The organism is Frondihabitans cladoniiphilus (genome assembly GCF_039544345.1).
GTDB lineage: Bacteria > Actinomycetota > Actinomycetes > Actinomycetales > Microbacteriaceae > Frondihabitans > Frondihabitans cladoniiphilus.
This window is the reverse complement of sequence record NZ_BAABLM010000012.1, coordinates 90149-114928: the sequence shown is the minus strand read 5'-3', so window position 1 is coordinate 114928 and position 24780 is coordinate 90149. Positions and strand designations below refer to the sequence as shown.

The 24780-nt window shown below is 70.1% G+C and carries 22 protein-coding genes and 1 tRNA gene; 12 read left to right on the top strand and 11 right to left on the bottom strand.

All coding sequences use genetic code 11. The annotated features are described in order from the left end of the window. Positions 1–35 precede the first annotated feature (35 nt). Positions 36–1031 carry a stage II sporulation protein M gene (locus ABEA39_RS18245; protein ID WP_345377402.1) on the top strand — a complete coding sequence of 332 codons (996 nt, stop codon included), beginning with the start codon at positions 36–38 and terminating at the stop codon, positions 1029–1031. 1004 nt (positions 1032–2035) lie between these two features. Here the strand turns inward: ABEA39_RS18245 and ABEA39_RS18240 are convergent. The 5 genes from ABEA39_RS18240 to ABEA39_RS18220 form a co-directional block, all read right to left on the bottom strand. After that, positions 2036–3328: a DUF58 domain-containing protein gene (locus tag ABEA39_RS18240; protein WP_345377483.1), complete on the bottom strand. Its 1293-nt coding sequence runs from the start codon at positions 3326–3328 to the stop codon at positions 2036–2038. 253 nt (positions 3329–3581) lie between these two features. Further along, the gene (locus tag ABEA39_RS18235) at positions 3582–4535 is read right to left on the bottom strand and encodes an AAA family ATPase (protein ID WP_345377401.1); all 954 of its coding nucleotides are present in this window, start codon (positions 4533–4535) and stop codon (positions 3582–3584) included. A 97-nt stretch (positions 4536–4632) separates the two neighbouring features. Further along, positions 4633–5850: a DUF4350 domain-containing protein gene (locus ABEA39_RS18230; protein ID WP_345377400.1), complete on the bottom strand. Its 1218-nt coding sequence runs from the start codon at positions 5848–5850 to the stop codon at positions 4633–4635. Then, positions 5847–6491 carry a DUF4129 domain-containing protein gene (locus ABEA39_RS18225; protein WP_345377399.1) on the bottom strand — a complete coding sequence of 215 codons (645 nt, stop codon included), beginning with the start codon at positions 6489–6491 and terminating at the stop codon, positions 5847–5849. The genes ABEA39_RS18230 and ABEA39_RS18225 overlap by 4 nt, the downstream gene beginning before the upstream one ends. After that, positions 6488–7852 (bottom strand): hypothetical protein, encoded by a 1365-nt coding sequence (locus tag ABEA39_RS18220; RefSeq protein ID WP_345377398.1) that lies wholly within the window; start codon positions 7850–7852, stop codon positions 6488–6490. The genes ABEA39_RS18225 and ABEA39_RS18220 overlap by 4 nt, the downstream gene beginning before the upstream one ends. Positions 7853–7988: 136 nt before the next feature. Between ABEA39_RS18220 and mtrA the strand changes: the two genes are divergently transcribed. The 6 genes from mtrA to secA all read left to right on the top strand — a co-directional run bounded on the left by mtrA (position 7989) and on the right by secA (position 16823). Then, positions 7989–8669, top strand: a complete 681-nt coding sequence (gene mtrA, locus ABEA39_RS18215) for an MtrAB system response regulator MtrA (protein WP_345377397.1) — start codon at positions 7989–7991, stop codon at positions 8667–8669. Between the two features lie 7 nt (positions 8670–8676). Continuing rightward, complete coding sequence (gene mtrB / locus ABEA39_RS18210) at positions 8677–10275, top strand: MtrAB system histidine kinase MtrB (protein WP_345377396.1); 1599 nt, start codon at positions 8677–8679, stop codon at positions 10273–10275. Next, entirely contained in the window at positions 10272–12035 is a 1764-nt protein-coding gene (locus tag ABEA39_RS18205; RefSeq protein WP_345377395.1) for a GerMN domain-containing protein, read from the top strand. Before mtrB ends, ABEA39_RS18205 begins: the two co-directional genes overlap by 4 nt. A 140-nt stretch (positions 12036–12175) precedes the next feature. Then, positions 12176–12922: a ComF family protein gene (locus tag ABEA39_RS18200; RefSeq protein ID WP_345377394.1), complete on the top strand. Its 747-nt coding sequence runs from the start codon at positions 12176–12178 to the stop codon at positions 12920–12922. Between the two features lie 168 nt (positions 12923–13090). Beyond that, positions 13091–13789, top strand: a complete 699-nt coding sequence (hpf, locus tag ABEA39_RS18195) for a ribosome hibernation-promoting factor, HPF/YfiA family (RefSeq protein ID WP_345377393.1) — start codon at positions 13091–13093, stop codon at positions 13787–13789. Between the two features lie 163 nt (positions 13790–13952). Continuing rightward, the gene (gene secA / locus ABEA39_RS18190; RefSeq protein WP_345377392.1) at positions 13953–16823 is read left to right on the top strand and encodes a preprotein translocase subunit SecA; all 2871 of its coding nucleotides are present in this window, start codon (positions 13953–13955) and stop codon (positions 16821–16823) included. A 580-nt stretch (positions 16824–17403) separates the two neighbouring features. On the opposite strand, the gene ABEA39_RS18185 is transcribed toward secA, so the two are convergent. Together ABEA39_RS18185 and ABEA39_RS18180 are read right to left on the bottom strand one after the other, a co-directional pair. Further along, positions 17404–18042, bottom strand: coding sequence for an Rv3235 family protein (locus ABEA39_RS18185; protein ID WP_345377391.1), 639 nt, complete (start codon positions 18040–18042; stop codon positions 17404–17406). Between the two features lie 130 nt (positions 18043–18172). Then, positions 18173–18442 (bottom strand): helix-turn-helix domain-containing protein, encoded by a 270-nt coding sequence (locus ABEA39_RS18180; protein WP_345377390.1) that lies wholly within the window; start codon positions 18440–18442, stop codon positions 18173–18175. A gap of 105 nt (positions 18443–18547) precedes the next feature. Here ABEA39_RS18180 and ABEA39_RS18175 point away from each other — a divergent pair, with 105 nt between their 5' ends. After that, on the top strand, positions 18548–20044 hold the full coding sequence (locus tag ABEA39_RS18175) for a sensor histidine kinase (protein ID WP_345377389.1): 1497 nt from the start codon (positions 18548–18550) through the stop codon (positions 20042–20044). Positions 20045–20397: 353 nt separating this feature from the next. On the opposite strand, the gene ABEA39_RS18170 is transcribed toward ABEA39_RS18175, so the two are convergent. Next, entirely contained in the window at positions 20398–20646 is a 249-nt protein-coding gene (locus ABEA39_RS18170; RefSeq protein ID WP_286344225.1) for a WhiB family transcriptional regulator, read from the bottom strand. A 286-nt stretch (positions 20647–20932) separates the two neighbouring features. Between ABEA39_RS18170 and ABEA39_RS18165 the strand changes: the two genes are divergently transcribed. Further along, positions 20933–21289, top strand: a complete 357-nt coding sequence (locus ABEA39_RS18165) for a hypothetical protein (protein ID WP_345377388.1) — start codon at positions 20933–20935, stop codon at positions 21287–21289. Between the two features lie 169 nt (positions 21290–21458). Here the strand turns inward: ABEA39_RS18165 and bcp are convergent, their stop codons facing one another. Further along, on the bottom strand, positions 21459–21947 hold the full coding sequence (bcp, locus tag ABEA39_RS18160; RefSeq protein ID WP_345377387.1) for a thioredoxin-dependent thiol peroxidase: 489 nt from the start codon (positions 21945–21947) through the stop codon (positions 21459–21461). A 136-nt stretch (positions 21948–22083) separates the two neighbouring features. Between bcp and ABEA39_RS18155 the strand changes: the two genes are divergently transcribed. Then, positions 22084–22156: transfer RNA gene (locus ABEA39_RS18155), tRNA-Lys, on the top strand. 50 nt (positions 22157–22206) lie between these two features. On the opposite strand, the gene ABEA39_RS18150 is transcribed toward ABEA39_RS18155, so the two are convergent. Then, the gene (locus ABEA39_RS18150; protein ID WP_345377386.1) at positions 22207–23469 is read right to left on the bottom strand and encodes a tyrosine-type recombinase/integrase; all 1263 of its coding nucleotides are present in this window, start codon (positions 23467–23469) and stop codon (positions 22207–22209) included. A 175-nt stretch (positions 23470–23644) separates the two neighbouring features. Beyond that, complete coding sequence (locus ABEA39_RS18145; RefSeq protein ID WP_345377385.1) at positions 23645–24223, bottom strand: hypothetical protein; 579 nt, start codon at positions 24221–24223, stop codon at positions 23645–23647. Positions 24224–24353: 130 nt separating this feature from the next. Between ABEA39_RS18145 and ABEA39_RS18140 the strand changes: the two genes are divergently transcribed. Both ABEA39_RS18140 and ABEA39_RS18135 read left to right on the top strand, forming a co-directional pair. Beyond that, positions 24354–24572: a helix-turn-helix transcriptional regulator gene (locus ABEA39_RS18140; RefSeq protein ID WP_345377384.1), complete on the top strand. Its 219-nt coding sequence runs from the start codon at positions 24354–24356 to the stop codon at positions 24570–24572. Further along, positions 24569–24763: a helix-turn-helix domain-containing protein gene (locus tag ABEA39_RS18135; RefSeq protein ID WP_345377383.1), complete on the top strand. Its 195-nt coding sequence runs from the start codon at positions 24569–24571 to the stop codon at positions 24761–24763. The genes ABEA39_RS18140 and ABEA39_RS18135 overlap by 4 nt, the downstream gene beginning before the upstream one ends. Positions 24764–24780: the final 17 nt, after the last annotated feature.

The window sequence follows — 24780 nt, the reverse complement described above, 5'->3', positions numbered from 1 at the left end:
GCTCGACGACCTGACATACCTAGAATCTAACCAGAATGGACCTCGATTCCTATGCCTCCGCCCACTCCGCCGACTGGCGTGAACTCGACGAGTTGGCGCGCCGTCGGAAGTACTCCGGCGACGAGGCGGACCGGCTGATCGAGCTCTACCAGTCGGGTGCGTCGCAGCTCTCGGCGCTCAAGTCGTCCACCGGTGTCTCCGCGACGAGCGAGCGCCTCTCGTTGTCGCTCTCGCGCGCACGGCTGCGATTCACCGGCGCCGGCCGCAACATCGCCGGCCAGGTGCCCGCGTTCTTCGTGGCGCAGCTGCCCGCTGCTCTGTACCGGGTCCGGTGGCTCTCGCTGGTGATCGCGGGGGTGACCGCGATCGTGGCCGTCCTGTACGCCGTGTGGGCCGCATCCCACCCGGCCGTTCTGGCCACGTTCGGCAGCCCGGCGTTCCGCAAGCAGTTCGCGACCCAGGACTTCGTCGACTACTACTCGAACAACGCCCCGTCGTCGTTCACCGGTCAGGTGTGGACCAACAACGCGTTCATCGCCGCGCAGAGCGTCGCCTTCGGCATCACCGGCATCTACCCGGTCTACCTGCTGCTGACGAATGCGCAGAACGTCGGGCTGAGTGCCGGCGTGCTCGCCGACGAGGGCCGGCTGAAGTACTTCTTCTTGTACATCGCGCCGCACGGGCAGCTCGAGCTCTACAGCCTGTTCGTCAGCATGGCGGCGGGCCTGATGATCTTCTGGGCCTGGATCGCCCCCGGCGCCCGGACCCGAGGGCAGGCGCTCGCCGAAGACGGCCGGGCTCTGTTCTCGATCGCGATCGGCCTGACGATGTCGCTGCTGCTCTCCGGCGTGATCGAAGGATTCGTCACGCGGCAGCCGTGGCCCTGGGCGGTCAAGATCGGCATCGGCACCGTGGCCCTGCTCGTCTTCCTCACGTACCAGTGGGTGGTCGGCGGGCGTGCGTACCGGGCCGGCGAGCGGGGCGATCTCGACGAGTTCGAGGCGGGTGCGACGCAGCTCGTCAGTGGCTGAGTGAGACGTGGGAGGCGCGGCGGTGCTGTGGCGTGTGCTGCCGCGTGTGAGGCCGCGTCTGCCGTTGCCTCTGCCGCTGCCGTCGCGGTTGCCGCTGCTGCTGCCGTCGCGGTTGCTGCTGCTGCCGCTCCTGGAGCGGGTACTGCTGTAGCGGGTGTTGCCGCTGCTGCCCCGCGAGACTCCCGAATCTGCTGACGTTCCGGCTCGCGGTCGGCACATCGTGGAGTCTCGTCAGCGCCGCCGGTGATGCGAGCCCTCGGACGCTCAGGCACGCGAGCGCTTTCGAGGTGCTGGTGTCGCAGGGGGCGCGGCGCCGGGGTGCGGCTGCGCGGGGTCGGGGGTGCGGGTGGAGGCGGCCGGGGTGCGGGTGGGCGCGCCCGGGTACTCGCACCCCGGTTTCCGCCGGGGACCCTTGGTCGACGAGGGTTCGGGGCGGCGATGGGGGTGCGGCTTCGCGGGGCCGGGGTGCGGCTCCGGGCGGCCGGGGCGCCGCTGCAGATCGAGGTGCGGTGCCGGGCCGCGGCTGCGGTTGGGGAGTGCGGCGCTGCTCGCCCGGGGTGCGGCTGCGCGCGCCCGGGGTGCGGGTGGGCGCGCCCGGGCACTGGCACCCCGGTTTCCGCCGGGGACCCCGGGTCGACGAGGGTTCGGGGCGGTGATGGGGGTGCGGCTCCGCGGGGCCGGGGTGGCGCTGCAGATCGAGGTGCGGGGCCGGGGTACGGCTGCGGTTTGGGAGTGTGGCGATGCTCGCCCGGGGTGCGGCTGCGCGTGGTCGGGGGTGCGGGTGGAGGCGCCCGGGGTGCGGGTGGGTGCGCCCGGGTACTCGCACCCCGGTTTCCGCCGGGGACCCCTGGTCGACGAGGGTTCGGGGTGGCGATGGGGGTGCGGCTGCGCGGGTTCGGGGTGCGGCTAGGCGGGCCCGGGGTGCGGCTCCGCGCGGCCGGGGTGCAGCCGAGCTACCCCGACCGGGACACGCCGCGGGCCCGCAGCCAGGCCGCGCTCCGCGGCTACAGGCGACCCGCGGCCTTCAGCGCGAGGTACCGGTCGGCGAGAGCCGGCGGCAGGTCGGCGGGGGAGCCGGTCACCACGTCGGCACCGAGCTGCCGCAGTGCTGCCGAGACACGGGCGACGTCGAGCAGCGCGCGCTCGGCCGAGGCAGCCCGGTAGACGTCTTCTCGCGTCGCCCGCACCTGTGCCAGCTCGGCGAGGGCGGGGTCGACGACTCCGGCCACGACCACGAGGTGCCGGGCGGTCAGTTGGGGCACCGCGGCCAGCAGGCCCCGGGCCGCGCCCGGGGCGTCGATCGTGGTGGCGAGGACGACGAGGGAGCGCTGAGTGGTGATCGACCGCACGAGAGCCGGCACGGTGGTCCAGTCGGTCTCGACGAGCTCGGGTTCGATCGGTGCCATCGTCGTGACCATGCTCGACAGGAGTGCGGCGCCGGTCGCGCCCTGGACACGGCCGCGGACCCGACGGTCGACGATGGCGAGGTCGACACGGTCGCCGGCCCGGGAGGCCAGCGCCCCGAGCAGAAGGGCGCTCTCGAACGCCGTGTCGAGTCGGGGTTCGTCGCCGATGCGGGCGGCGGAGGTGCGACCGGAGTCGATGACGACCACGACGCGGCGGTCGCGCTCGGGCCGCCAGGTCCGCACCATCAGATCGCTTCGGCGGGCAGTCGCGCGCCAGTCGATCGAGCGGACGTCGTCGCCCCGGACGTAGTCGCGCAGGCTGTCGAACTCGGTGCCCTGGCCGCGGATCATCACGCTGGTCCGGCCGTCGAGTTCGCGCAGTCGGGCGAGTCGAGAGGGGAGGTGCTTGCGGGACGAGAAGCGGGGGAGGACCGTCACGGCGCCGGGGAGCGGGAGCGTGGCCTGTCTGCCGGCCAGGCGCAGAGGGCCGATCGATCGGATCGTGACGGCGTCGGCGCGACGCTCGCCGCGACGGAACGGTGTGAGGGTGGTGGTGACGGTCTTCTGGCGCTCGGGGGCGATCGCCAGCGGGAACCGCCCCGGGCGAGCGCCGGCCGAGGGCTGCCAGGCGTCACGAGCCACACCCCGGAGACGACGACGCCCCTCGTTGCGGAGGGTGAGCCCGGCCGCGACGCTCTCGCCGAGGCGGACGGCGGACGGAAGGGCCCGGGTCAGCCGGACGGCGCGGGGCGAGGCGGCCAGTGCGACGTCGAGGGCGGCCAGGACGACGCATCCCACCAGCCACCAGAGCAGCACCCATGGGTCGGACGTCGCCACGACAGGCACCACGCCGACTGCGACGAGCGCCACGAACCAGCCGCTGACGACCACGGTCAGCCGCCGACCCGCGCCGAAGCAGGCCGCCGCGCCGAAGCAGGCCGCCGCGCCGAGGCAGACCGCAGCGCCGAGGCAGACCGCAGCGCCGAAGCAGACCGCCGCGCCGAGGCAGACCGCCGCGCCGAGGCAGACCGCCGCGCCGAGGCAGACCGCAGCGCCGAGGCAGACCGCCGCGCCGAGGCAGCCCGCAGCACCGAAGCACACCGGCGCGCCGAAGGCGTGACGAGCAGAAGCGCACGACCCCGCATCAGATCGGCACCCGCACCTGCTGCAGCACGCTCTGCAGGATGCCGTCGGCCCCGACACCCTCGAGCTCGGCCTCGGGGCGGAGCTGCAGGCGGTGCCGGAGCACGGGCAGTGCCATCGCCTGCACGTGATCGGGCGTGATGCGGTCGAAGCCGGTGAGCCAGGCCCAGGCCTTCGACGCCGACAAAAGGGCCGTCGAACCGCGGGGGCTGACACCGATCTTGACCGACGGGCTCTCGCGTGTGGCGCGGGCCAGGTCGACCATGTAGGCCAGGACGTCGGGCGCGACCCCCACGGCACGGACGGCCTCCTGCGCGGACGCGAGTTCGGCGGCGCCGAGCACCGGCGTCACTCCAGCGGCGCGGAGGTCGCGCGGCGAGAAGCCGGCCGCGTGTCGGTTCAGCACCTCGATCTCGGCGTCGCGCGCAGGGAGCCCGAGCGTCAGCTTCATGAGGAATCGGTCGAGCTGGGCCTCGGGCAGCGTGTAGGTGCCCTCGTATTCGACCGGGTTCATGGTCGCGGCGACGAGGAACGGCACTGGCAGCGGCCGCGAGACGCCGTCGACCGAGACCTGCCGCTCCTCCATCGCCTCGAGCAACGCGGACTGCGTCTTGGGAGGCGTGCGGTTGATCTCGTCGGCCAGCAGGATGTTCGTGAAGACCGGCCCGGACCGGAACTCGAACTCGCCCTGCTTCGCGTCGTAGACCAGCGAGCCGGTGATGTCGCCGGGCATGAGGTCGGGCGTGAACTGGACCCGGGTCGTGTCGAGCGACAACGCATGGCTGAGGGCACGGACCAGAAGCGTCTTGGCGACGCCGGGCACGCCCTCCAACAGCACGTGGCCGCCCGCGAGCAGGGTGACGATGAGGCCGGAGACGGCCGCGTCCTGGCCGACGACGGCCTTGCCGACCTCGTCGCGCACGCGAGAGAACTGGGCCTGGAGCTGGGTGGTCATGAAGGGATTCTCTCGTGATCGGAACGAAGGTCGGGGAAGTCGTCCACAGGCTCGACGGGATCGAGCGCGGACGAGGGGCTGGGGAGAAGAGGTGGCGTCACCGGTCGCGCACCATCCGGGCGACGGCCCGTTCGAGGTCGCGGAGTCCGTCGCTGAGGGAGACGAGCATCCGGTCGTCGGTGGGTTCCGTGTCGACGAGCAGTGATCGCAGCCGCCTCGGGTCCTCCCCGAGCAGGGCGGCCGAGCGGAGCACCACGTCGTCGACGGACGCGTTCCGCGAGAGGCCGAGCTGGGAGGCGAGGCGACCGAGGGTGCCGATGCGGACCTGGTCGAGGGCGTGCATCCTCGCCGAATTCCGCTCGTAGAGGCGCGCGCGGCCCTCCATCGTCTCGGTCGACCGCACGACGACGGGGAGGTTCTCGACCACCAGCGGCCCGAGCCTCCGGCCGCGCCAGACGGCTCCGGCCAGTGCGGCGGCAGCCAGCAGCACGATCGACGGCGTGACCCAGCCCGGCGTCAGGCTGGCGAGAGTGCCCGTGCCGGCCGGCAGGTCGGTGACGCTCGGCAGATACCAGACGAGCGTCGGCGAGTCGCCCAGGAGGCGCAGGGCGAAGGCCGAGTCGTCGTCGTCCGCGACCGACGCGTTCGTCAGCGCGGTCGTGGTGCCGACGACGGTCGTCAGGTGGGATGCCCGGCTCACCTGCACGAGGCCGTACCCACCACCCGAGGCGGCCGGCAGACACTTCACCGCACCGGGCGTCGTCGAGGTGTACCGCACGCCGCTGCCGTTCACCTTCGGCGACGCGGCGAGTGCCGGAAGGTCGCAGCTCGGCGACAGGGTGCCCTTGAGATCGGCCGCACCCGCCTGCGTCCCCGGGGCGAGCACGTCGAGGGCGGTCTGGTCGGCGTTCGCCACGATCGTGTGCGAGCCGAACCCGGCCACCTGCTTCCAGGTCGACCGCACGAGGTAGCCGCTCGCGTCGTAGACGAAGACGGTGGTGTCGTCGGGCGCCACGGCCGCGGCCTTCCGCGTCTGGGCCAGCGTGGAGGTGGTCACGACCCGGATGCCCTGCTGTCGAAGCACCTGCACGACGGCCTTCGCCCCGCCCTGCTCGGCGTTGTCCGGCCCGAGCGCAGCCCCTCCAGTGGCTCCCGAACCGAGCACGATCAGGGCGATCACCACCGCCGCGAGCACCGCCGCTCCGATGGCCACCCAGAACCGGGCGCGCCGCGCTCGAACGGCGAGAGCGGGGGATGCCCGGGGCCCGGTCGCACGGGACGGATCGCGTCTCGGCCGCAGCTCGGTCGCGGTCACGACCGTGCTCCTTCGAGGGTGGAGGCCTGCTGCACCGGCGTGGTCCGTTCGAGCTCTCTGTCGAGGGCGGCGAGCGACTCGTAGGCCGCGGCGCTGCCCGCCCGGTCGAGGTAGCGGACCTCGTCGAAGCGGCGCGCGGCATCGGTCAGAGCCCTGCCGTGGTCGGGGAAGAGGAGCGCGGCTCGCTCGCCGAACGCGTGCGCCGTCGTGCCCGGGGTCACTTCGAGGGCGCCCCGCTCTCCGAGGGCGCGAGCAATGGCCCGGTAGGCCTCGACGACGGCACGCGAGTAGTCGCCGGCCGCCGCGGCCGTTGCCGCCGAGGCGCGAAGGGCCGCTGCCTCGCGGGTGTCGTCGTCGCCGAACAGCGGTGCCTCGACGGAGCCGTGGCGGTTGAAGCGCGGCAGGCCGTAGACGAGCAGCAGGACCACGATGACACCGACGACGACGAACAGCAGGACGGCGATCGCGAGGGCGGGCGCTCCGGAGACCGAGCCGAAGTGGATCGACTCGACCCAGTCGAAGAACGCCGTGGCGAGCCTGTCGATCAGCCCGGGCTTCGACGCCTGGTACTCCTGCTTGGCGAGTTCCTGTTCGAGCAGGCGCCGGGCGTCGCCGGACGAGGGGGTGAGAGGAGCGGTCACCGCCACGGCGCCCCGGGCGCGGGCGGCACCGACGGGGGCACGCCGGGTGCCGTCGACGGGGGCATGCCGGGCGGCGTCGACTGCTCGGGTGAGGCGGGCGTCCGGTAGGGCTCCGGCAACGGCTGCACGCCTTGCGAACGGAGCTCGACGTAGCGCACGAGGTCGAGGTCGAGGCCCTCGCGGCGGATCCGCAGGTCGATGTAGACGAGAGCGATCGCCGCCGCCTCGATGACCGCGCCGATGGCTCCGAAGATGAGGTTGACGACCTGGCCGGCCAACGAGGTGGCGATGAGGGGGCCGAGCGCGGCCGTGTCGAGATCTCCGTTGGGGGAGAGGAGCCCGCCGCCGATCTGCCCGAGGAACGACAGGGGCGCGCTGACCACGCTCGATGCGACCTGCACGATGACGATCGTCAGGGCGATGATCCCGAAGGTCCGCCAGAAGCTCCGGCGGGTCAGGCGCCACGAGCGGGCGATCGCGCGGCCGAGGGTCAGGCGCTCCAGGACGAGGATGCTCGGGACCAGGGCCGTCTTCGTCAGGATCCAGACGGCCAGGGCGATGACCCCGAAGAACCCGACGAGGCCCACGATCACCGAGAAGACGACGCCGGCCGTCCCGCCCGTGATGGCCAGCAGGGCGATGAGACCGATGATGACGGCGGTCAGGACCGCGAAGGCCGCGATGAGGAGGAGGACCCAGCCGACGAGTGCGCCGAGGCGACCTCGAGCCTGTCGGAGCAGACCGCCCAGCCGCATCTTCTCGCCGACGACCTGGTGCGAGGTCTCGAGGACGAACAGGCCCTGGAGGATCGCGCTGACGGCGATCGTCAGAACGAGAGGGAGGAGCAGCGCGCCGAGGGCGCCGGCGAGGACACCCGGGACAGCGGCGTCGCGGTCTTGGGGCAGGGCGCTCGAGAGAGTCGTGTACGCCGTGACGCCGATGCCCGCTCCGACACCGAGCGTGACGAGCAGGACCACCGCCTGGAAGAGGAGGGAGGTGCCGAACGTGGTGCGGGGGTTCCGCCGGAAGACGCGGAACGAGGCCCCGAGGATGTCGCCCAGCGTCAGGGGACGAAGCGGCACCAGCCCGGGTTTGGGCGGCGGAGCCCAGCCGGGAGGAGGCCCGGCGAACGGGGCCCGCTGGTACTGCGGCGGCTGCGGGTACTGCCCGGGCGCGGGGTACTGCTGCGGCGCCGGATACTGCGGTGGCTGAGCCTGCGGCTGCGGCCGACCCTCGGGTGCGCTCGGCGGAACGGGCTCGCCGCCGGCCGGCGCGGCCCAGCCGCCGCCCCCGGGCGCAGCCCAGCCGGCAGGAGTGTCGTCGCTCATGGTGCCCCCGGACTCGTCGTTGACGTCAACCATTCCACAGGGCCGCTGCCCCGGAAAGCCCGCGAACGTGGGACGCGGACGATCCAGCTTCGCATGGGTATTCTGAGCCGTTCGCTAATGTGAGCGTGGCACCGGCGCACCCGCCCCGGTGGACCCGCTTGTGGAGACCATGACCCCGCGCATCCTGGTGGTAGACGACGACCCGGCCCTGTCCGAGATGATCGGCATCGTCCTCCGGTCCGACGGCTTCGAGCCCGCGTTCTGCGGCGACGGCGCCGCCGCGCTCGCCGCATTCCACTCCGAAGCGCCCGATCTCGTCCTGCTCGACCTGATGCTGCCCGGTCTCGACGGCATCGAGGTCTGCCGCCTCATCCGTGCCGAGAGCGGCATCCCGATCATCATGCTGACGGCCAAGAGCGACACCACCGACATCGTCCGCGGCCTCGAGAGCGGTGCCGACGACTACGTCGTGAAGCCGTTCAATCCCAAAGAGCTCGTGGCGCGCATCCGGACCCGTCTCCGCCCCGCCTCGGAGGCGAGCGTCGACGCGCTGGCCGTGGGCGACCTGACCCTCGACGTCGCGGCCCACGAGGTGCGGCGCGGCGACACCATCATCAACCTGACCCCGCTCGAATTCGAGCTGCTGCTCGCGCTCGCCTCGAAGCCCCAGCAGGTCTTCACCCGCGAGATGCTCCTCGAGCAGGTCTGGGGTTACCACTACAAGGCCGACACCCGGCTCGTGAACGTGCACGTGCAGAGGCTGCGGGCGAAGGTCGAGCACGACCCGGACAACCCGCGGATCGTGTCGACGGTGCGCGGCGTCGGGTACCGCGCCGGCGCGACCGCGTAGGGGGCCCATGCCGCGTCTCGCCTGGCGGACCTGGCCCGGATGGCTCCTCGGGCTCTGGCGCAAGTCGCTCGAGTTCCGCACCATCGCCATCACGGTGATCCTCTCGGGCATCGCCGTGACGGTCATCGGCGTCTCGATCTCGGTCAGTATCGGCACGAACGTCTACGACCAGCGCCGTCAGCAGATCGAGGTCGAGTCGGAGCGCGCCACCGTCCTCGCCCAGAACATCTTCGACTCGGCGACTTCCACCGGCACCGGCAACCAGATCGAGCTCGACTCGTTGCAGAACCAGGCGCAGAGCACCATCCTGAGTGCCACTTCGAGCCCCGGGGGCACGAGCATCGCGATCCTGCGCACCCCCGGCCAGACCACGGCGCAGACCATCCAGGACATCGCGAGCCCCGACTTCCCGACCGCCGCGCTGTCGAGCGAGCTGCGCAAGGCCACGGCCTCCAATAGTTCCAAGCTGCACTTCCAGCCCGTCTCGCTCGCCACCAACGCCGGCACCCAGGCCGGCCTCGCGGTGGGATCGACCCTCCAGGTGCCCACCGCCGGACAATACGAGCTCTACCTCGTCTACAACCTGAGCGACGCCCAGAAGACCCTCGCCTTCATGGAGCAGACCCTGGCCATCGGCTCGATCGCCCTCGTGCTCCTCATCGCCGTCATCACCTACATCGTCGTCCGCCTGGTCGTCGGCCCGGTGCGGGTGGCGGCCGAGACCAGCCAGAAGATCGCCGCCGGACAGCTCGACGAACGCATCCCCGAGACCGGTTCCGACGTCATCGCCACGCTGGGGCGCTCGTTCAACGGCATGGCCGACGTCATGCAGGTCCAGATCGAGCAGCTCGCCGACCTCTCGCGCATGCAGCAGCGGTTCGTCTCCGACGTCTCGCACGAACTGCGGACCCCCCTGACGACGATCCGACTGGCCGGCGACCTCCTCTACGACCACCGCGCCGACTTCGACGCGTCCTCGGGGCGCACGGTCGAGCTCCTGCACACCCAGGTGGACCGCTTCGAGCTCCTGCTGGCGGACCTCCTCGAGATCTCCCGATTCGACGCCGGTGCCGTCGAACTCGAGACCGAGCCCGTCAACGTCGTCCGTCTCGTCGAAGACGGCGTGATCGAATTCGAGCCCCTGGCCGACGAAGCCGGGAGCACGATGCAGGTGGATGCCCGGGGCGGCTTCTTCGAGGCGGAGCTCGACCCGCGACGGGTGCGGCGGATCCTCCGCAACCTGCTCGGGAACGCCATCGAGCACGGCGAGGGCAACCCCATCGACGTCGTCGTCGACAGCGACGCGCACGCGGTGGCGATCGGCGTGCAGGACCACGGGATCGGTATGCGCGCCGAAGACGCGGGCCGCGTGTTCGACCGTTTCTGGCGGGCCGACCCCTCGCGACGCCGCACGATCGGCGGCACCGGACTCGGGCTGTCGATCAGCCTGGAGGACGCCCTGCTGCACGGCGGCCGCCTCGACGTCTGGTCGGAGGCCGGCGTGGGCACGCGCTTCGTGGTGACCCTGCCGCGTGTCCGAGGCGGAGCGCTCACGTCGAGGCCTGTGCCGATCGAACCGCCCGACGCCGAAGGAGAGAGCGAATGACCGGCCTAATGCACCCGTTCGGCACCCGGACCGGGGCGAGGGCGCGAGCGGGCCGCGCCGTCCTCGAGGGGCCGGGGCGTGCATCCCGCGCTCGCCGTCGTCTCGGCGTCCCGGGGATCGCCCTGGCGGTCGCGCTGGCCGTAGCCGGGTGCGCCGACATCCCGACGGCCGGACCCGTGCAGACCGGTGGCACCGTGTCCGACACGGTGCAGAACGACGTCGTCTTCTTCCCGAGCGGACCGATCGCCGACAGCTCGCAGTCGAAGATCATCACCGACTTCATCGACGCCGGCACCGGGTCGCAGAACGACTACGCCGTCGCCCGCGAGTTCCTGACGCCCTCGTTCGCCAAGAAGTGGAACCCTCGCGCCGGAGTCGTCGTGCGGCAGGGCACCGGCAGCGTGCAGGAGCAGGCGCCGACGCAGTCGAGTCTGACGGTGTCGACGGCCGCGACGGTGGACTCGAGCGGGCACTACACGCAGGCGGCGCCCTCGACGACGACGCGCCTCATCTTCCGGTTCGAGAAGGTGAAGGGGCAGTGGCGCCTGAGCTATGCAGCAGACGGCATCGTGCTCTCGACCGCCAACTTCGACAACGTCTTCCGACCCCACGCCGTCTACTTCTTCGATCCGACCTACGCCTATCTGGTCCCCGACGAGCGCTGGTTCCTGGCACGAACGTCGACAGCCAGCCGGGTCGCGGCCGCCCTGCTGGCCGGTCCGTCGCCGTGGTTGCGGGGGGCGGTCGCCACGGCGTTCCCGGACGGCACCACGCTCAACTCGGTGACGGCCGACTCGGCCACGGCGCGGGTCGATCTGTCCGAACAGGCGGGCAATGCCGACGAGACGGCCCGCTCCCGCATGCGCGCGCAGCTGGTGGCGAGCTTCTCGACCATCGCGACCGTGAGCTCGGTCGACATCAGCGTCGACGGCGCCGCCCTCTCGATCCCGGCCGACACCGGCAGCGGCGTGGTGCGCGATCCCACCGTCGACGCGCGCCCGCTCGTGCTGACCAAGGGGGTGTTCGGCTTCGCGACGCCGACCACGGTGACCCCGATCGCCTCGCTCAGCAAGACGGTCGCCGGCCTGAAGCCGACCGCGATCGAGCTGTCCACGCGGCAGAACACGGCGGCCGTCGGCACCGACACCGGCGTCTACTCCGTGCGGGAGAACGTCGCCCCGACCCTGGTCGACAGCCGCCCGGGGCTCGTCGATCCGTCACTCGACGACCTCGGTTTCGTCTGGTCCGCGCAGGCCGACTCGCCGCGATCGCTGACCGCCTACGAGCTCGACGGCACCGCGCACGCCCTGTCGATGTCGCTCCCGGCCGACGAGCAGGTCGTGGCGTTCAAGGTGTCGCGCGACGGCACCCGGCTGGTCATGCTCCTCGACGCGGCCGGCACCACGCATCTCTTCGTGGCCGCGATCATCCGCGACTCCAAGCACGCGCCGACAGGGCTCGGCGATCCCCTCGAGCTCACGCCGCCGGCCGGCGACCCCGTCGGAGTGACCTGGGTCGACGACAACACCGTCGCCACCCTCTCGACCAGCACCTCCGGCGACTCCCTGGTGTCCGAACAGGACATCGGCGGCGAGACCACCGACCTCGGCCGGCCCTCCTCGCCCGGGGTGTCGATCGTCGGCGGCAACGGTGTCGACCGGGTGCGGGTCATGACCGTCACCGGCGACCTGCTGGAGCCGCGCGGCAACGGCTGGCAGGACAGCGGGGTCACGACCGACCTGCTGGCGACGCAGCGGTAGGGGCTCTTCTCCCGAGGGGGTTCCACCTCTTCTCCACAGGGGGTTCCGCCGCTTTTCCACAGGGCTGCGCGAAGAGCGAGTTACGCACAGGATGCACGACCCGGGCCCGGCCGGGGCCCCGGTTCGAGCATCCTCGTGCCATGACCTCGCTCGCACCGCCCTCGATCGTCCAGGCCCTCCTCTCGGCCCTCGCCCTCGTCTCGCCCGTCGACTGCGCCGGGTGCGGCCGAGCCGACGTCGAGCTCTGCCCCGCGTGTCGCACCCGTCTGCGCCCCGCACTGCGTCGAGCGGCTCTTCCCGACGGCACCCCGCTCGTCTCGGGGCTCGAGTACTCGGGCGCGGTGCGCGACGTCGTGCTCGCCTTCAAGCAGCAGGGGCGGTGGCGGCTCGGGCGACCGCTGGCGCCGGCGGTGCAGGCCGCCCTGCTCGCGGCGGCCGGTGCGGGGTCGCCGGGGGCCGGGGCCGGTCCGCCCGAGGTCGGGGCTGTTCTGCCCGACGTCGGGGCGTCGTCGGAGGCCGGGGCGCCGCCGGGTGTCGTCGTCGTTGCGGTCCCGTCGTCTGCCGCGGGGCTGCGACGGCGGGGGTACGACCCGGTGCGCGTGCTACTGCGGGCCGCCCGGGTCCGGCCCGCGCCGCGCGGTCTCCGGGTGTCCCGTGCCTCCGGTGTGCAGAAGGGGCGGAGCCGGGCGGAGCGGCAAGCGGCTCGCGTGGGCACCCTGGCGGCCAGTCGACGCCTGACCGGACACCGAGTGGTCGTCGTCGACGACGTCGTCACCACGGGCAGCAGCCTGGTCGAGGCGGTGCGCGCTTGCAGCGCGGTCGGAGCCGACGTGGTCGGGGCGGCGTGTCTGGCCGACACGCCGCTCGTCTCCGAGAGTGCGGCATGAGTTCCCTGCGCCTGCACCGAACTGGCAGAGAGTCGGCGACCAATGGCCGCACAAACCCTGAACAACACGTGACAGGGAGGTGTCCCGTCAGTACGGTGGCGGATACAAGGCGTGAAAGCACTACCGCCTACCAGAACGGCGGCACGCTGAAGTGGCTGGGAGAACGTCATGGACATTTCCGTAACGGGTCGAAACGTCGGCATCACCGATCGGTTCCGCGAGTACGCGACCGAGAAGGCCGAGAAGGTCGGCACACTGGCCACCCGGGCTCTGGCGCTCGAGATCAAGGTCACCCGCCACAACGAGAAGTCCTCCGGGGCGTCGGGAGACGACCGGGTCGAGCTCACGTTGATCGGCCCCGGCCCGCTCGTCCGGGCCGAATCCTCCGGCAGCGACAAGTACGTCGCGTTCGACCTGGCCATCGGTCGTCTCCTCGAGCGCGTCCGCCGCGCGAAGGACCGCACCAAGGTCCACCGCGGGCAGCACCGCCCGACTTCTCTCCACGAGGCCTCGGCCGAAGACTTCAGCCGCGCCGGCGTCGTTCCGGCCTCGGCCGAGACGCTCGACCAGGTCCGCACCGGCACCATCACGCTCGCGCCCGAGGCCGCCACTGAGGCCGAAGACGAGTACTGCCCCGTCGTCATTCGCAAGAAGGTCTTCTCGTCGACGCCGATGACGGTCGACGACGCGCTCTACTACATGGAGCTCGTCGGGCACGACTTCTACCTGTTCACCGACTCCGAGAGCGGTCGGCCCAGCGTCGTGTACCGCCGCAAGGGCTGGGACTACGGGGTGATCGGCCTCGACGACGAGGCGCCTCGCCACCAGGAGACCGAGACCGCCATCCGCGCGGGTCTCGTCGGCTGAGGCGTCCCGCGTCGGCGAGCCGAGCATCCTCGCCTTCGCATCATCACGACCGTGCGGCCACGGTGCTGGGGAGCCTCCCAGTGCCGTGGCCGTTAGGCTTGCTAAAATTGCGGGTCGACATCAGCGCTTCGGTGGTGTCCGCTCATAACCAATGGGAGTTCCGGTGGCCAACGTTCTTGAAAGAGTCCTCCGTGTCGGCGAGGGTCGTACCCTCCGCAGGCTCAAGGCGTACGCGAAGGCCGTGAACGACCTCGAAGACGACTTCAAGACGCTCACCGACGACGAGCTGCACTCCGAGACGGCCGAGTTGCGCGAGCGCTACGCCAATGGCGAGTCCCTCGACGACCTGCTGCCCGAGGCCTTCGCCGCGGTTCGCGAGGCCGCGGGCCGCACGCTGGGCATGCGTCACTTCGACGTCCAGCTCATGGGCGGCGCCGCCCTCCACCTCGGCAACATCGCCGAGATGAAGACGGGTGAGGGCAAGACGCTCGTCGCGACCACCGCCGCCTACCTCAACGCGATCGCCTCGCGGGGCGTCCACGTCATCACGGTCAACGACTTCCTCGCCAGCTACCAGTCCGAGCTGATGGGCCGCGTGTTCCGCGCCCTCGGCATGACGACCGGCTGCATCCTCGCCGGTCAGTCGCCGGCCGAGCGTCGCGAGATGTACGCCGCCGACATCACCTACGGCACGAACAACGAGTTCGGCTTCGACTACCTTCGCGACAACATGGCGTGGCAGGCCTCCGACATGGTGCAGCGCGGCCACTACTTCGCCGTCGTCGACGAGGTCGACTCGATCCTCATCGACGAGGCCCGCACCCCGCTCATCATCTCGGGCCCGTCGTCCGGCGAGGCCAACCGCTGGTTCGCCGAGTTCGCCACGCTGGCGCGTCGTCTCCAGCCCGAGATCGACTACGAGGTCGACGAGAAGAAGCGCACCGTCGGCGTGCTCGAGCCCGGCATCGAAAAGGTCGAGGACTACCTCGGCATCGACAACCTCTACGAGTCGGCCAACACCCCGCTCATCTCGTTCCTCAACAACGCGATCAAGGCCGACGCCCTGTTCAAGCGCGACAAAGACTACGTCGTCATCAACGGCGAGGTGCTCATCGTCGACGAGCACACCGGCCGCATCCTCTCCGGGCGTCGCTATAACGAGGGCATCCACCAGGCGATTGAGGCGAAAGAGGGCGTCGAGGTCAAGGCCGAGAACCAGACCCTCGCCACGGTCACGCTGCAGAACTACTTCCGTCTCTACAAGAAGATCTCCGGCATGACCGGTACCGCCGAGACCGAGGCGGCCGAGTTCATGTCGACCTACAAGCTCGGAGTCGTGGCCATCCCGACGAACAAGCCGATGCAGCGCATCGACCAGACCGACCTCGTCTACAAGAACGAGACCGCGAAGTTCGAGCAGGTCGCCGAAGACATCGCCGAGCGCAACGCGAAGGGCCAGCCCGTCCTCGTCGGCACGACGAGCGTCGAGAAGAGCGAGTACCTCTCGAAGCTCCTCGCGAAGAAGGGCATCAAGCACGAGGTCCTCAACGCGAAGAACCACGCTCGCGAGGCGGCCATCGTCGCCCAGGCAGGCCGTCTCGGTTCGGTGACCGTCGCCACCAACATGGCCGGTCGAGGCACCGACATCATGCTCGGCGGCAACGCCGAGTTCCTCGCCGTGGCCGAGATGAACTCGCGCGGGCTCAGCCCGGTCGAGACGCCCGACGAGTACGAGGCCGCGTGGGACGACGTGTTCACCTCGCAGAAGGCGTTCGTGCAGGAGGAGGCCGAGAAGGTCGTCGAGGCCGGCGGGCTCTATGTCCTCGGCACCGAGCGCCACGAGTCCCGCCGCATCGACAACCAGCTGCGCGGCCGGAGTGGCCGTCAGGGCGACCCGGGCGAGAGCCGCTTCTACCTGTCGCTCACCGACGACCTCATGCGCCTGTTCAACTCGGGTGCCGCTGAGAGCCTCATGAGCCGTGGCTCCGTGCCGGACGACCTCGCCATCGAGAACAAGATCGTCGGCCGCGCCATCCGCTCGGCGCAGTCGCAGGTCGAGGGCCGCAACGCCGAGATCCGCAAGAACGTCCTCAAGTACGACGACGTCCTGAACCGTCAGCGCGAGGCGATCTACGGTGACCGCCGTCACATCCTCGAGGGCGACGACCTGAAAGACCGCACGCAGAACTTCCTCACCAACGTCATCAACGACGTCATCGAGTCGCACACCGACGAGGGCAACCCCGACGACTGGGACCTCGACGCCATGTGGACCGAGCTCGGCACCCTCTTCCCGATCAGCATCACGATCGACGAGGTCATCACCGAGGCCGGCTCCAAGGGCAAGGCCACGCGCGAGTTCCTCGCCAAGGAGATCCTGTCCGACGCCCAGGTGGCCTACGAGGCCCGCGAGGAGTCCCTCGGCGAGTCCGCCATGCGCGAGCTCGAGCGCAAGGTCGTCCTCTCGGTGATCGACCGCCGTTGGCGCGACCACCTCTACGAGATGGACTACCTGAAAGACGGCATCGGCCTGCGCGCCATGGCGCAGCGCGACCCGCTCGTCGAGTACCAGCGCGAGGGTTTCGGTCTCTTCCAGTCGATGATGGGTGCGATCCGCGAGGAGAGCATCGGGTTCCTCTTCAACCTCGAGGTCGAGGTCCAGAGCCAGGTCGGTCACGAGGGTCACGACCACGGTCCGATCATCGCCGCCAAGGGTCTGGGCGAGGGCGAGAACGCCGACGCCGTGCTCAACTTCTCGGCCCCGAACATCGACGGCGAGGTCGAGGTGCGCGACCAGCGCGGCAAGATCGAGAAGGCCGCCACCGCCCGTGCCCAGCGCCAGCAAGAGCTGACCGAAGAGCTGGCCGACCCCGAGATCGCTGCGGCCCGTGCGACTTCCGGGTCGTCCGAGGCGTCCGGGGGCACCGGCAAGCCGGCTGCTCGCGGGGCGTTCGGCCAGTCGACCACGGCGACCGACGAGGCACCCGCCCCAGTGAACCGCGCCGAGCGTCGTCAGCAGGGCAAGAAGAAGTAGCACCCGCTCAGGCCGAGGCCCCGTCCGCTCGTGCGGGCGGGGCCCTCTGCTGTCCGGCCTCTTCGCCAGCTGCCTCGTCGGTTGTGGTGCCGTGAGAGTCCACGTCGTGTCGTGCTGCGACGCCCGGGCAGCACGACGGAGACTGTCGGCCATGCGCGGGTCGGGCCAGCCGTACCGCGGCGCTCGCTCGGGGCCAGGCGCACCCCGGTCGCGCGGAGCCGCACCCCGGTCGCGCGGAGCCGCACCCGGTCGCGCGGAGCCGCACCCCGCACGAGCGCGACGCCCCCTCGTCGACAGGGGGTCGCCGACGGTTTCGGGGGTGCGGGTGCTTCGAGGCGGGCAGCTGCACCCCGCACGCGCGGAGGCGCACCCCGCTCGCACGCCGCACGCAGAGCCGCACCCCGCACGCGCGAACTGGCACCCCGCACGCACGCCGCGCGCGGAGCTGCACCCCGCACGCGCGAACTCGCACCCCGCACGCGGAGCTGCACCCCACACGCGCGGAGGCGCACCCCGCGCGGACGTCTCGACAGCGGGTCGGCAGGGGTTGACGGGGTGCGGGTGCGTGGAGGGCTCCGGACTACAGCACGTGCACGGCCGTCGCCCGCCAGCGCCGGTCGAGCCCCTCGAGACGGACTGCGACGGCGCGGCTGCGGGCTCGCCCGTGGATGACCACCACCGCCTCGACGACGCCGTCCTTCGGCTCGGTCACCCGCACGCTGCCGACCGAGAAGGCGGGCCGCGAGGGCGCCTCGCCGTGGGCGTTGCGCGCCCGCGCCGCGAGGACGACGCGCTTCATCAGGTGCCGGTACACATCGTCGGTCACCCAGCGCGCGAGCTGTTCGATCTCGCGCGCCCCGGCGAGGATCTCGACCATGCACCGGGCGAGGTTGACCACCAGCGGCGCCGGGTCGGGAAGGTCGCGTCGCGAGGTCGGCTGCTTCTCGAAGAAGGCGTCGGGATGCTCGGCGCGGCTGAGTCGGGACCCACCGCCACCCGGGGTGGCCCCGGCGGGTGCGTCGGCGGCCGCGGCCGCAGACACGGCGGCCGCAGAAGCGGCGGAAGCAGCGGGCACCGCAGCCGCAGACACCGCGGCCGCAGCGGGCACCGTCGGCGACGCGACGGCCGCATGACGAGGTCGTCGCACCCGCGTGGCGGGGGAGGGGAGGGGGATCGCGACGCGGGGAGGATCCGCGGGCGCGGGGGAGGACGGGCACATGAAAGCTGCTCTCGCTCGTGAACGGACTGAGCGCACCGCAACGGCGGGCATACCATCAACATATGACATATTGCGGCAATGGCGCGCCGTGATTTCCTTGCTGTGGAGAACTCGACGTGATGAGGATCCGTCAGGCGCGGGGATCGATGTCGGCAATGCTCCCGAAGTCGTGACCGTTCCAGAGCGAGAGACGCCTCGCCTCTTCGTACTTCGCGTCGATGAACGAATCCAGCTCGATCGCTTCTATCCGCCACGCGTCGTCTCGACCGACGCGAATACCGCGGAGCTCGCCCGAGACCAGAAGGTGCTCGACCTCGGACACCTCTAGACGAAGCGACTCCGAGACGTCCTCCACCGTCAGGAAGCGCCGCGGCGGAACCGGCCCGGTCTCAGAAGTCATAGGTCGATTATCGGCCTGGGGGGTGAGGAATCGGCAAGTACGAGTTGTCCACAGGCCCGGGCTCGCGCATCCTCCGCCCCTCCGGGTCCGGTTAGGCTGGCTCTCGTGTCGACGCTCAGTGATCTCGTTCTCGCCCAAGGCCTCTCCAGCGAGGCCGACGTCGAGTGGCTCCACCTGCTCGTGGGCGACTGGCAGCTGCTGGCCGACCTGGCCTTCGCCGACATGGTGCTCTGGGTGCCCACGCACGAGGGCAGCTTCGTGGCCGTGGCCCATGCGCGGCCGTCGAGTTCGGCGACCCTCTTCTACCGCGACTTCGTCGGGCAGGAGGTGCGTCCCGAGTGGCGCACTCAGATCGGCCAGGCGTACGAGACGAGTCAGATCGTCGACTCGGCTGCTCCCGACTGGTACGAAGAGACCCCGACGCGCGTCCGCGCCGTGCCCGTGCTGCGTCGCCTGAGCGCCAGCACGGCCGAGGTCAGCGAGTCGCCCATCGCCGTCATCACTCGCCACACGAACCTCAGCGAGGCCCGCACCCCGAGCCGTCAAGAGCTCACCTTCAATCAGTGCGCCGACGACCTCTTCGCCATGATCGCGGCCGGCGACTTCCCCGACATCGGGGCGCCGACCGGCCCGCGCCGTGGTGCTCCCCGCGCTTCCGATGGTCTGCTCCGCCTCGACACCGACGGCGTCGTCGTGTTCGCCAGCCCGAACGGGCTCTCCGCATTCAACCGCATGGGTTTCGTGGGCGAACTCGAGGGCGAGTCCCTGGCCGAGGTCACCACCGGCCTCCTGCAGGGCAAGATCGTCATCGACGAGTCGTTGCCGCTGGTCGTCACGGGGCGCGCCCCCTGGCGCACCGACGTCGAGGCCAAGGGCGTGACCGTGTCCCTCCGGGCGATCCCCCTCCGTGACAGGGGCGAGCGAATCGGCGCCGTCGTCCTCTGCCGCGACGTGACCGAGCTGCGGCACCAAGAGCGCGAGCTCATCACGAAAGACGCCACGATCCGCGAGATCCACCACCGGGTCAAGAACAACCTGCAGACGGTGGCCTCGCTCCTGCGCATCCAGGCCCGTCGAACCCAGACCGACGTCGCGCGCGATGCCCTCAATCAGGCCATGCGTCGAGTCGCGTCCATCGCCGTCGTCCACGACACCCTCTCCGAGGGGCTGAACCAGAACGTCGACTTCGACACCGTCTTCGATCGCGTGCTGCTCTTGATCGCCGAGGTGGCGTCCAGCCACAACACGACCGTGCGGCCGCAGTTCACCGGCAGCTTCGGCGACCTGCCCAGCGAGTACGCCACTCCGCTCGCACTCGCGCTGACCGAGCTCGTCACGAACGCGGTCGAGCACGGCCTCGACGGGCGCGACGGCGACGTCGAGATCGTCGCACTCCGCACCGACGACGAGCTCACCGTCAAGGTCCGCGACAACGGCGTGGGTTTGCCCGAGGGCAAGGTCGGCTCCGGTCTCGGCACGCAGATCGTCCGCACGCTCATCCAGGGCGAGTTGAGCGGCACCATCGACTGGCACACGCTCGTCGGGTCGGGCACCGAGGTCACCATCGAGGTGCCGCTGCGCTTCATGGTCGACTCGGCGTAGGCCTCGTTCGGGCCGTAGCGCGCAACGCAGCCGCTTGGGCACGCCGCCGCCCGTAGCACTCAAGTCAGTCGCTCAGTCGGCCCGCAGCCGCTCGGGCAGCCCGCGGCCGCTCGGGCACATGCGCACGGCACGAACACACGGCCTAGGCGGTGTGCTTATGCCGACCCGGTGTGTTCGAGCACAGTTTCCGGCCCGGCCCAGCCCAGCCCGGGCATGACGAAGGGCGCATCCCCCGAACCCGTCATGGCCCGTGGGATGCGCCCCCCGGCGCTGCTCTGAAGCTATGGAGTTGTGCTGCTTGCGAGGTGCCTGACGGCGAACCCGCTAACCCGCGAATTCGCGAACCGGCGAACCTAGCTGGCGCGGCGGGCGCGAGCAGCGCGGCGCTTGAGGGCGCGGCGCTCGTCTTCGCTCAGGCCGCCCCAGACGCCGGAGTCCTGAGACGTCTCGAGTGCGTACTGGAGGCAGGTCTCGGTGACGGTGCAGCGGGCGCACACGGCCTTGGCCTTGTCGATCTGGTCGACCGCGGGGCCGGTGTTCCCGACGGGGAAGAAGAGCTCCGGGTCTGCGGTCAGGCAAGCGGCCTTGTCACGCCAATCCATCTATGGGTACTCCTTTTTGAATCTGAACCCTCGAAACTGAATCCGAGCAGCACAACGTACCGAAGCGCGCGAGTTCATCGCGGGTTCCGGAGGGGGGAAAGAAAAGAATTCGGGAGGCGCGCACGACGACGTGAACGTCACTTCAACCTCGAATATGGTCGCATACTGGTGTGACCAAATCAAGGGTTTAGTGAGGACAGAACGCGTGACCGAACCAGTTCCCAGCACCGCATCAGGTGACGGAAAAAGCTCGACGACACGCCGACGCCCCCTTCTCTTCTGGGTCATGATCGTGCTTCTGACGGCCGAGTTCGCGGTGATGGCCGTGGCGACGGTCTTCCTCGTGGTCGAGATCATCACCACGCACCCGGATTCTTACGCCTCAGGTGTCGCCTTCATCGTGCTGGCCCTGGTCGCCACCGTCTGGCTCGCCTACATGGTCATCGGGGCGCTGCGCGGGCGGGCATGGATGCGCGGGGCGGCGATCGTCTGGCAGGTCATCCAGTTCGCGATCGGCATCGGTTGCTTCCAGGGATTGACGGCGACTCCGGCGATCGGGTGGTTCCTGGTCGTCCCGGCAGTGCTCGTGGTCGTGCTGCTGTTCACGCGCCCCGTCGTGGAGCGGACCGCCGGGCGGAGCTGAGCGCGCGGGGTGGCCCGCCGGTGACCTGACGAGGTTCGGCCATGCCGCACGCGCCGCGGACGTGGTGCGTTGGCCGAACCGCGTCGGGTCGGTCGCGGTCGAGGGTGCTGGGCGGCGACTCCAGAACGTGCACGCGCGGCGCCGCCAACCGCGCGACCGCCGCACCGCCCTACGCGTCGAGCCCGAGCTTCTTCCGCAGCGACTTCACGTGCCCGGTCGCTTTCACGTTGTAGAGCGGAAGCTCCACGACGCCGTCCTCGTCGACCACGATCGTCGACCGGATCACCCCCGTCACGGTCTTGCCGTAGAGCGACTTCTCGCCGTAGGCCGCGTACTCCTTGTGCACGACGAGCTCGGGATCGCTGAGCAGCGGGAAGTTGAGCCCCTGCTCGTCGCGGAACTTCTGCAGTGCCTCCGGCCCGTCCTTCGACACCCCGAGCACCTGATACCCCGCCGACTTCAGTGAGTTGATGTTGTCGCGGAAGTCGCACGCCTCGGTCGTGCACCCCGGCGTCGACGCGGCCGGGTAGAAGTACACGATGACCTTCTGGCCCCGGAAGTCGGCCAGCGAGACGGACCTGCCGGTCTCGTCGGGCAGGGTGAAGGCCGGGGCGACCTCACCCTTCTCGAGGCGGGCGGATGCGAGGGTCTCGGCCATGGTTCTCCTTCAGGGGCGGGGCGCAGGTGGGGCAGGGGCGGAGCGTGGGATGCACGTTCCCGGTGGTGTTCAAAGGCGCTCGAATCTCATGCTAATCTTGATCCTCGGCTGCGGAAGTTCACTCTCCACAGGCCACGCACCTCTAGCTCAATTGGCAGAGCAACTGACTCTTAATCAGTGGGTTCTCGGTTCAAGTCCGAGGGGGTGCACCCAGTAACTACAAGGGTTTCGGCGGTTTTGCCGGGGCCCTTGAACTGTTTCAGGCGTCCAATGTGTGCGATGTGTGTGCAACGCCTCGTCTCGGCGGCAACATGGCCTCTGCTGCGTCGGCCGCTGCACGGTTCGCATCCGTCAGCAGATGGCTGTACAGGTCGCTCGTGACAGCGATGGTGGAGTGGCCCAACCGCTTGCTGACAACCGCGATGTCGACGCCTCCCGAGAGCAGCAGAGACGCGTGTTCGTGGCGCAGCTTGTGAAAGGACATGTGGGGGAGTCCCGTCTTCGTCACGAGGGTGTCAAAGGTGCGGCTGATGTACTCCGGGATGAGCGGCCGGCCGTCCTCGTAGGTGAACACCCACCCGTTGTCCTGGTAGGCCGCCCCCCATGCGTCATGCTCCTGCTGCTGGCGTAGCTTCCACGCGAGAAGGGCTGCGACCGCCTCGCTGCCGAGTGACACCCGGCGGTCCTGCCCGGAGTCCGTCTTCACGGCACCCTCGAGGACAACCTTCCCGACCTGGACGCGCTGCTGGCGGACGACGAGTTCACGTTTGGTGAAGTCCACGTCCGCCCACCGGAGGCCGGCGACCTCGCCGCGGCGCAGACCCGTGTAGATCGTCAGTTCGTAGAGCGGCCCGACCCTGACGAGCGCGGCCGCGTCGAGGAACGTGCGGACCTGCTCCGGCTCCCAGATCTTCGCCTTCGTCTTCGATGCGGCCGGGAGAGCGATCTTGGCCGCGGCGTTGAAGTCGACCAGGTCAAGCCTCTCCGCAGCGCTCAGGGCGCTCGACAGGGTGGCGTGGATCCGGCGAATGGTCGTTGCGCCTCGCCCCTCTGCCCGCAGCGTCTGGATGAAGCGGTCGACGTGCGACTTGCGCAGCTCGGAAAGCTTGACCGCGCCGAGGGCCGGGATGATGTCGTTCTCGAGGTAGGCACGGTACTGGTGCCCGGTGGAGGGGCGGAGTCCGTCCAGGAGGCGCCGGTCCAGCCATGAGGGCAGGTACACGCCGAGGGTGACTTTCTGGTCGCCTTTGTAGCGTCCGGTGGCGAGCTGGTCGACGACCTTCGCTCGCTCCTGCTGCGCTTCCCGTTTGGTCGTGAAGCCCATCTTTCGCACCTGCACCCGCTTGCCGCTGCCGGCGTGCGTGCCGCCGGAGACGGCGAATCCCCACGAGCCGTGTTTCGAGTCGGAGATCAGGACGGGGCAGGCTGCAGCACGCTGCGTCTGGGTGGCGCGATCGGGGAGTGGCCCGTAGGCCTTCCCTGCCCCGTCACGGCAGCCGCAGCGGCGGTAGATGTCAGCCACGGGCCTGCTCCTCAGCCTGCGCTTCGGCCGCGTCGATGGCGCCGAGCATGTGCGCCACGATCTCGTCGATCGTCCTTGGTACCGTTGAATCGTTCACGTTCTTGCCTCTCATCAGGTTGTCGTGGGCTGGGCTCTCGAGGTGCTTTCTTCACTTCGGGGGCCCTTTGTTCTGCCGTCAGCCTTTCGACTCTCCGGCCTTGCCTGGGGTTGAGTCCCCTAGGAAGTTTTTGTGGCGTGCGGTCTGGATCCACCGCCGCATGGTGGGTTCTGAGACGTGCCATGCCGCTGCGAGGTTCTTCGTTGGGGCTCGTGGGTAGCGCGTCACGGCATCCCGGTATGCGTCAGCAACGGACCGGAAGTGGTCGTCGGCGTACTCACGCATGCGGACACGCGGGGGAGCGGCCGGCGTCTCGTTCAGGATGCGGTTCGCCTCCTCGTCCCAGTCCTTGACTTTCATCACTGCCTCGATGAGTTCCGGCATGCGGATCTGACGGAGGGTGCGTGAGGAGATCTCTACGTCAGCCAGCTCGTGACCTTCCGTCAGGGCGCCGACGACGAGCCCGCGGCACACGAAACGGCCGTCAGGCGCCTTGCCCAGGGAGACCCAGACCGGAGGGACGTTGCGGTCGGCAGGGATGTCAGCCTCAAGCCGCACCCAAGTGCGAGATCTGACGACGCGTTCCAACTCGGCGGACGCCTCGCTGTTCGCGGGGAACAGTCCGTCTGGGAACCACTCGGGCTTGATCTCGACCATGCGCCCACTGTACCGATTCTGATACCAGTGCACAACCCAATCGGATACATGTGCACTGTTGACGGCGGGTTCCACCCTGGACTCCACTAGTGAGTACCAACGAAAGGGCGGTGCACCAGTGATCGAGCTGATGAAAGAACTAGAAGCAGCCAGACAGCTTCCCCCTCCGCGCCTCGCTCGAGAGATCCGAGCAGCCGCCGGAGTCTCCCAAGCCCGCATGGCCGAAACCCTCGGCGTCCAACGCGTCACAGTCGTCCGCTGGGAGAACGGCACCCGGCGCCCCCGCCGCGAACACCTCGTCGCCTACGTCGCCCTCCTGCAGTCCCTCCAACGAGTGAGTGCGGCATGACCCTCGACGACCTTCGGCAGCGCGCCACCATCTCGCTCTGGCCCGAAGCCGCCGGCCTCCTCGGACTGTCCAAGAACTCCGCTTACGCCGCAGCGAAAGCCGGCCAGATCCCCACTCTGCGACTCGGGCAGCGGTACATCGTGCCCGCTCCCGCACTGCTCAAAATGCTCGACCCCGACTCCGCCGTCTGATCCCCCACATGATCGCA

Coding starts and splice junctions, on each gene's coding strand:
- ABEA39_RS18245 (WP_345377402.1), top strand. CDS start 36: ATGGACCTCGATTCCTATGCCTCCGCCCACTCCGCCGACTGGCGTGAA.
- ABEA39_RS18235 (WP_345377401.1), bottom strand. CDS start 4,535: ATGACCACCCAGCTCCAGGCCCAGTTCTCTCGCGTGCGCGACGAGGTC.
- ABEA39_RS18220 (WP_345377398.1), bottom strand. CDS start 7,852: ATGGTTGACGTCAACGACGAGTCCGGGGGCACCATGAGCGACGACACT.
- mtrA (WP_345377397.1), top strand. CDS start 7,989: ATGACCCCGCGCATCCTGGTGGTAGACGACGACCCGGCCCTGTCCGAG.
- mtrB (WP_345377396.1), top strand. CDS start 8,677: ATGCCGCGTCTCGCCTGGCGGACCTGGCCCGGATGGCTCCTCGGGCTC.
- ABEA39_RS18205 (WP_345377395.1), top strand. CDS start 10,272: ATGACCGGCCTAATGCACCCGTTCGGCACCCGGACCGGGGCGAGGGCG.
- ABEA39_RS18200 (WP_345377394.1), top strand. CDS start 12,176: ATGACCTCGCTCGCACCGCCCTCGATCGTCCAGGCCCTCCTCTCGGCC.
- hpf (WP_345377393.1), top strand. CDS start 13,091: ATGGACATTTCCGTAACGGGTCGAAACGTCGGCATCACCGATCGGTTC.
- ABEA39_RS18185 (WP_345377391.1), bottom strand. CDS start 18,042: ATGTGCCCGTCCTCCCCCGCGCCCGCGGATCCTCCCCGCGTCGCGATC.
- ABEA39_RS18180 (WP_345377390.1), bottom strand. CDS start 18,442: ATGACTTCTGAGACCGGGCCGGTTCCGCCGCGGCGCTTCCTGACGGTG.
- ABEA39_RS18170 (WP_286344225.1), bottom strand. CDS start 20,646: ATGGATTGGCGTGACAAGGCCGCTTGCCTGACCGCAGACCCGGAGCTC.
- ABEA39_RS18165 (WP_345377388.1), top strand. CDS start 20,933: ATGATCGTGCTTCTGACGGCCGAGTTCGCGGTGATGGCCGTGGCGACG.
- bcp (WP_345377387.1), bottom strand. CDS start 21,947: ATGGCCGAGACCCTCGCATCCGCCCGCCTCGAGAAGGGTGAGGTCGCC.
- ABEA39_RS18145 (WP_345377385.1), bottom strand. CDS start 24,223: ATGGTCGAGATCAAGCCCGAGTGGTTCCCAGACGGACTGTTCCCCGCG.
- ABEA39_RS18140 (WP_345377384.1), top strand. CDS start 24,354: ATGAAAGAACTAGAAGCAGCCAGACAGCTTCCCCCTCCGCGCCTCGCT.
- ABEA39_RS18135 (WP_345377383.1), top strand. CDS start 24,569: ATGACCCTCGACGACCTTCGGCAGCGCGCCACCATCTCGCTCTGGCCC.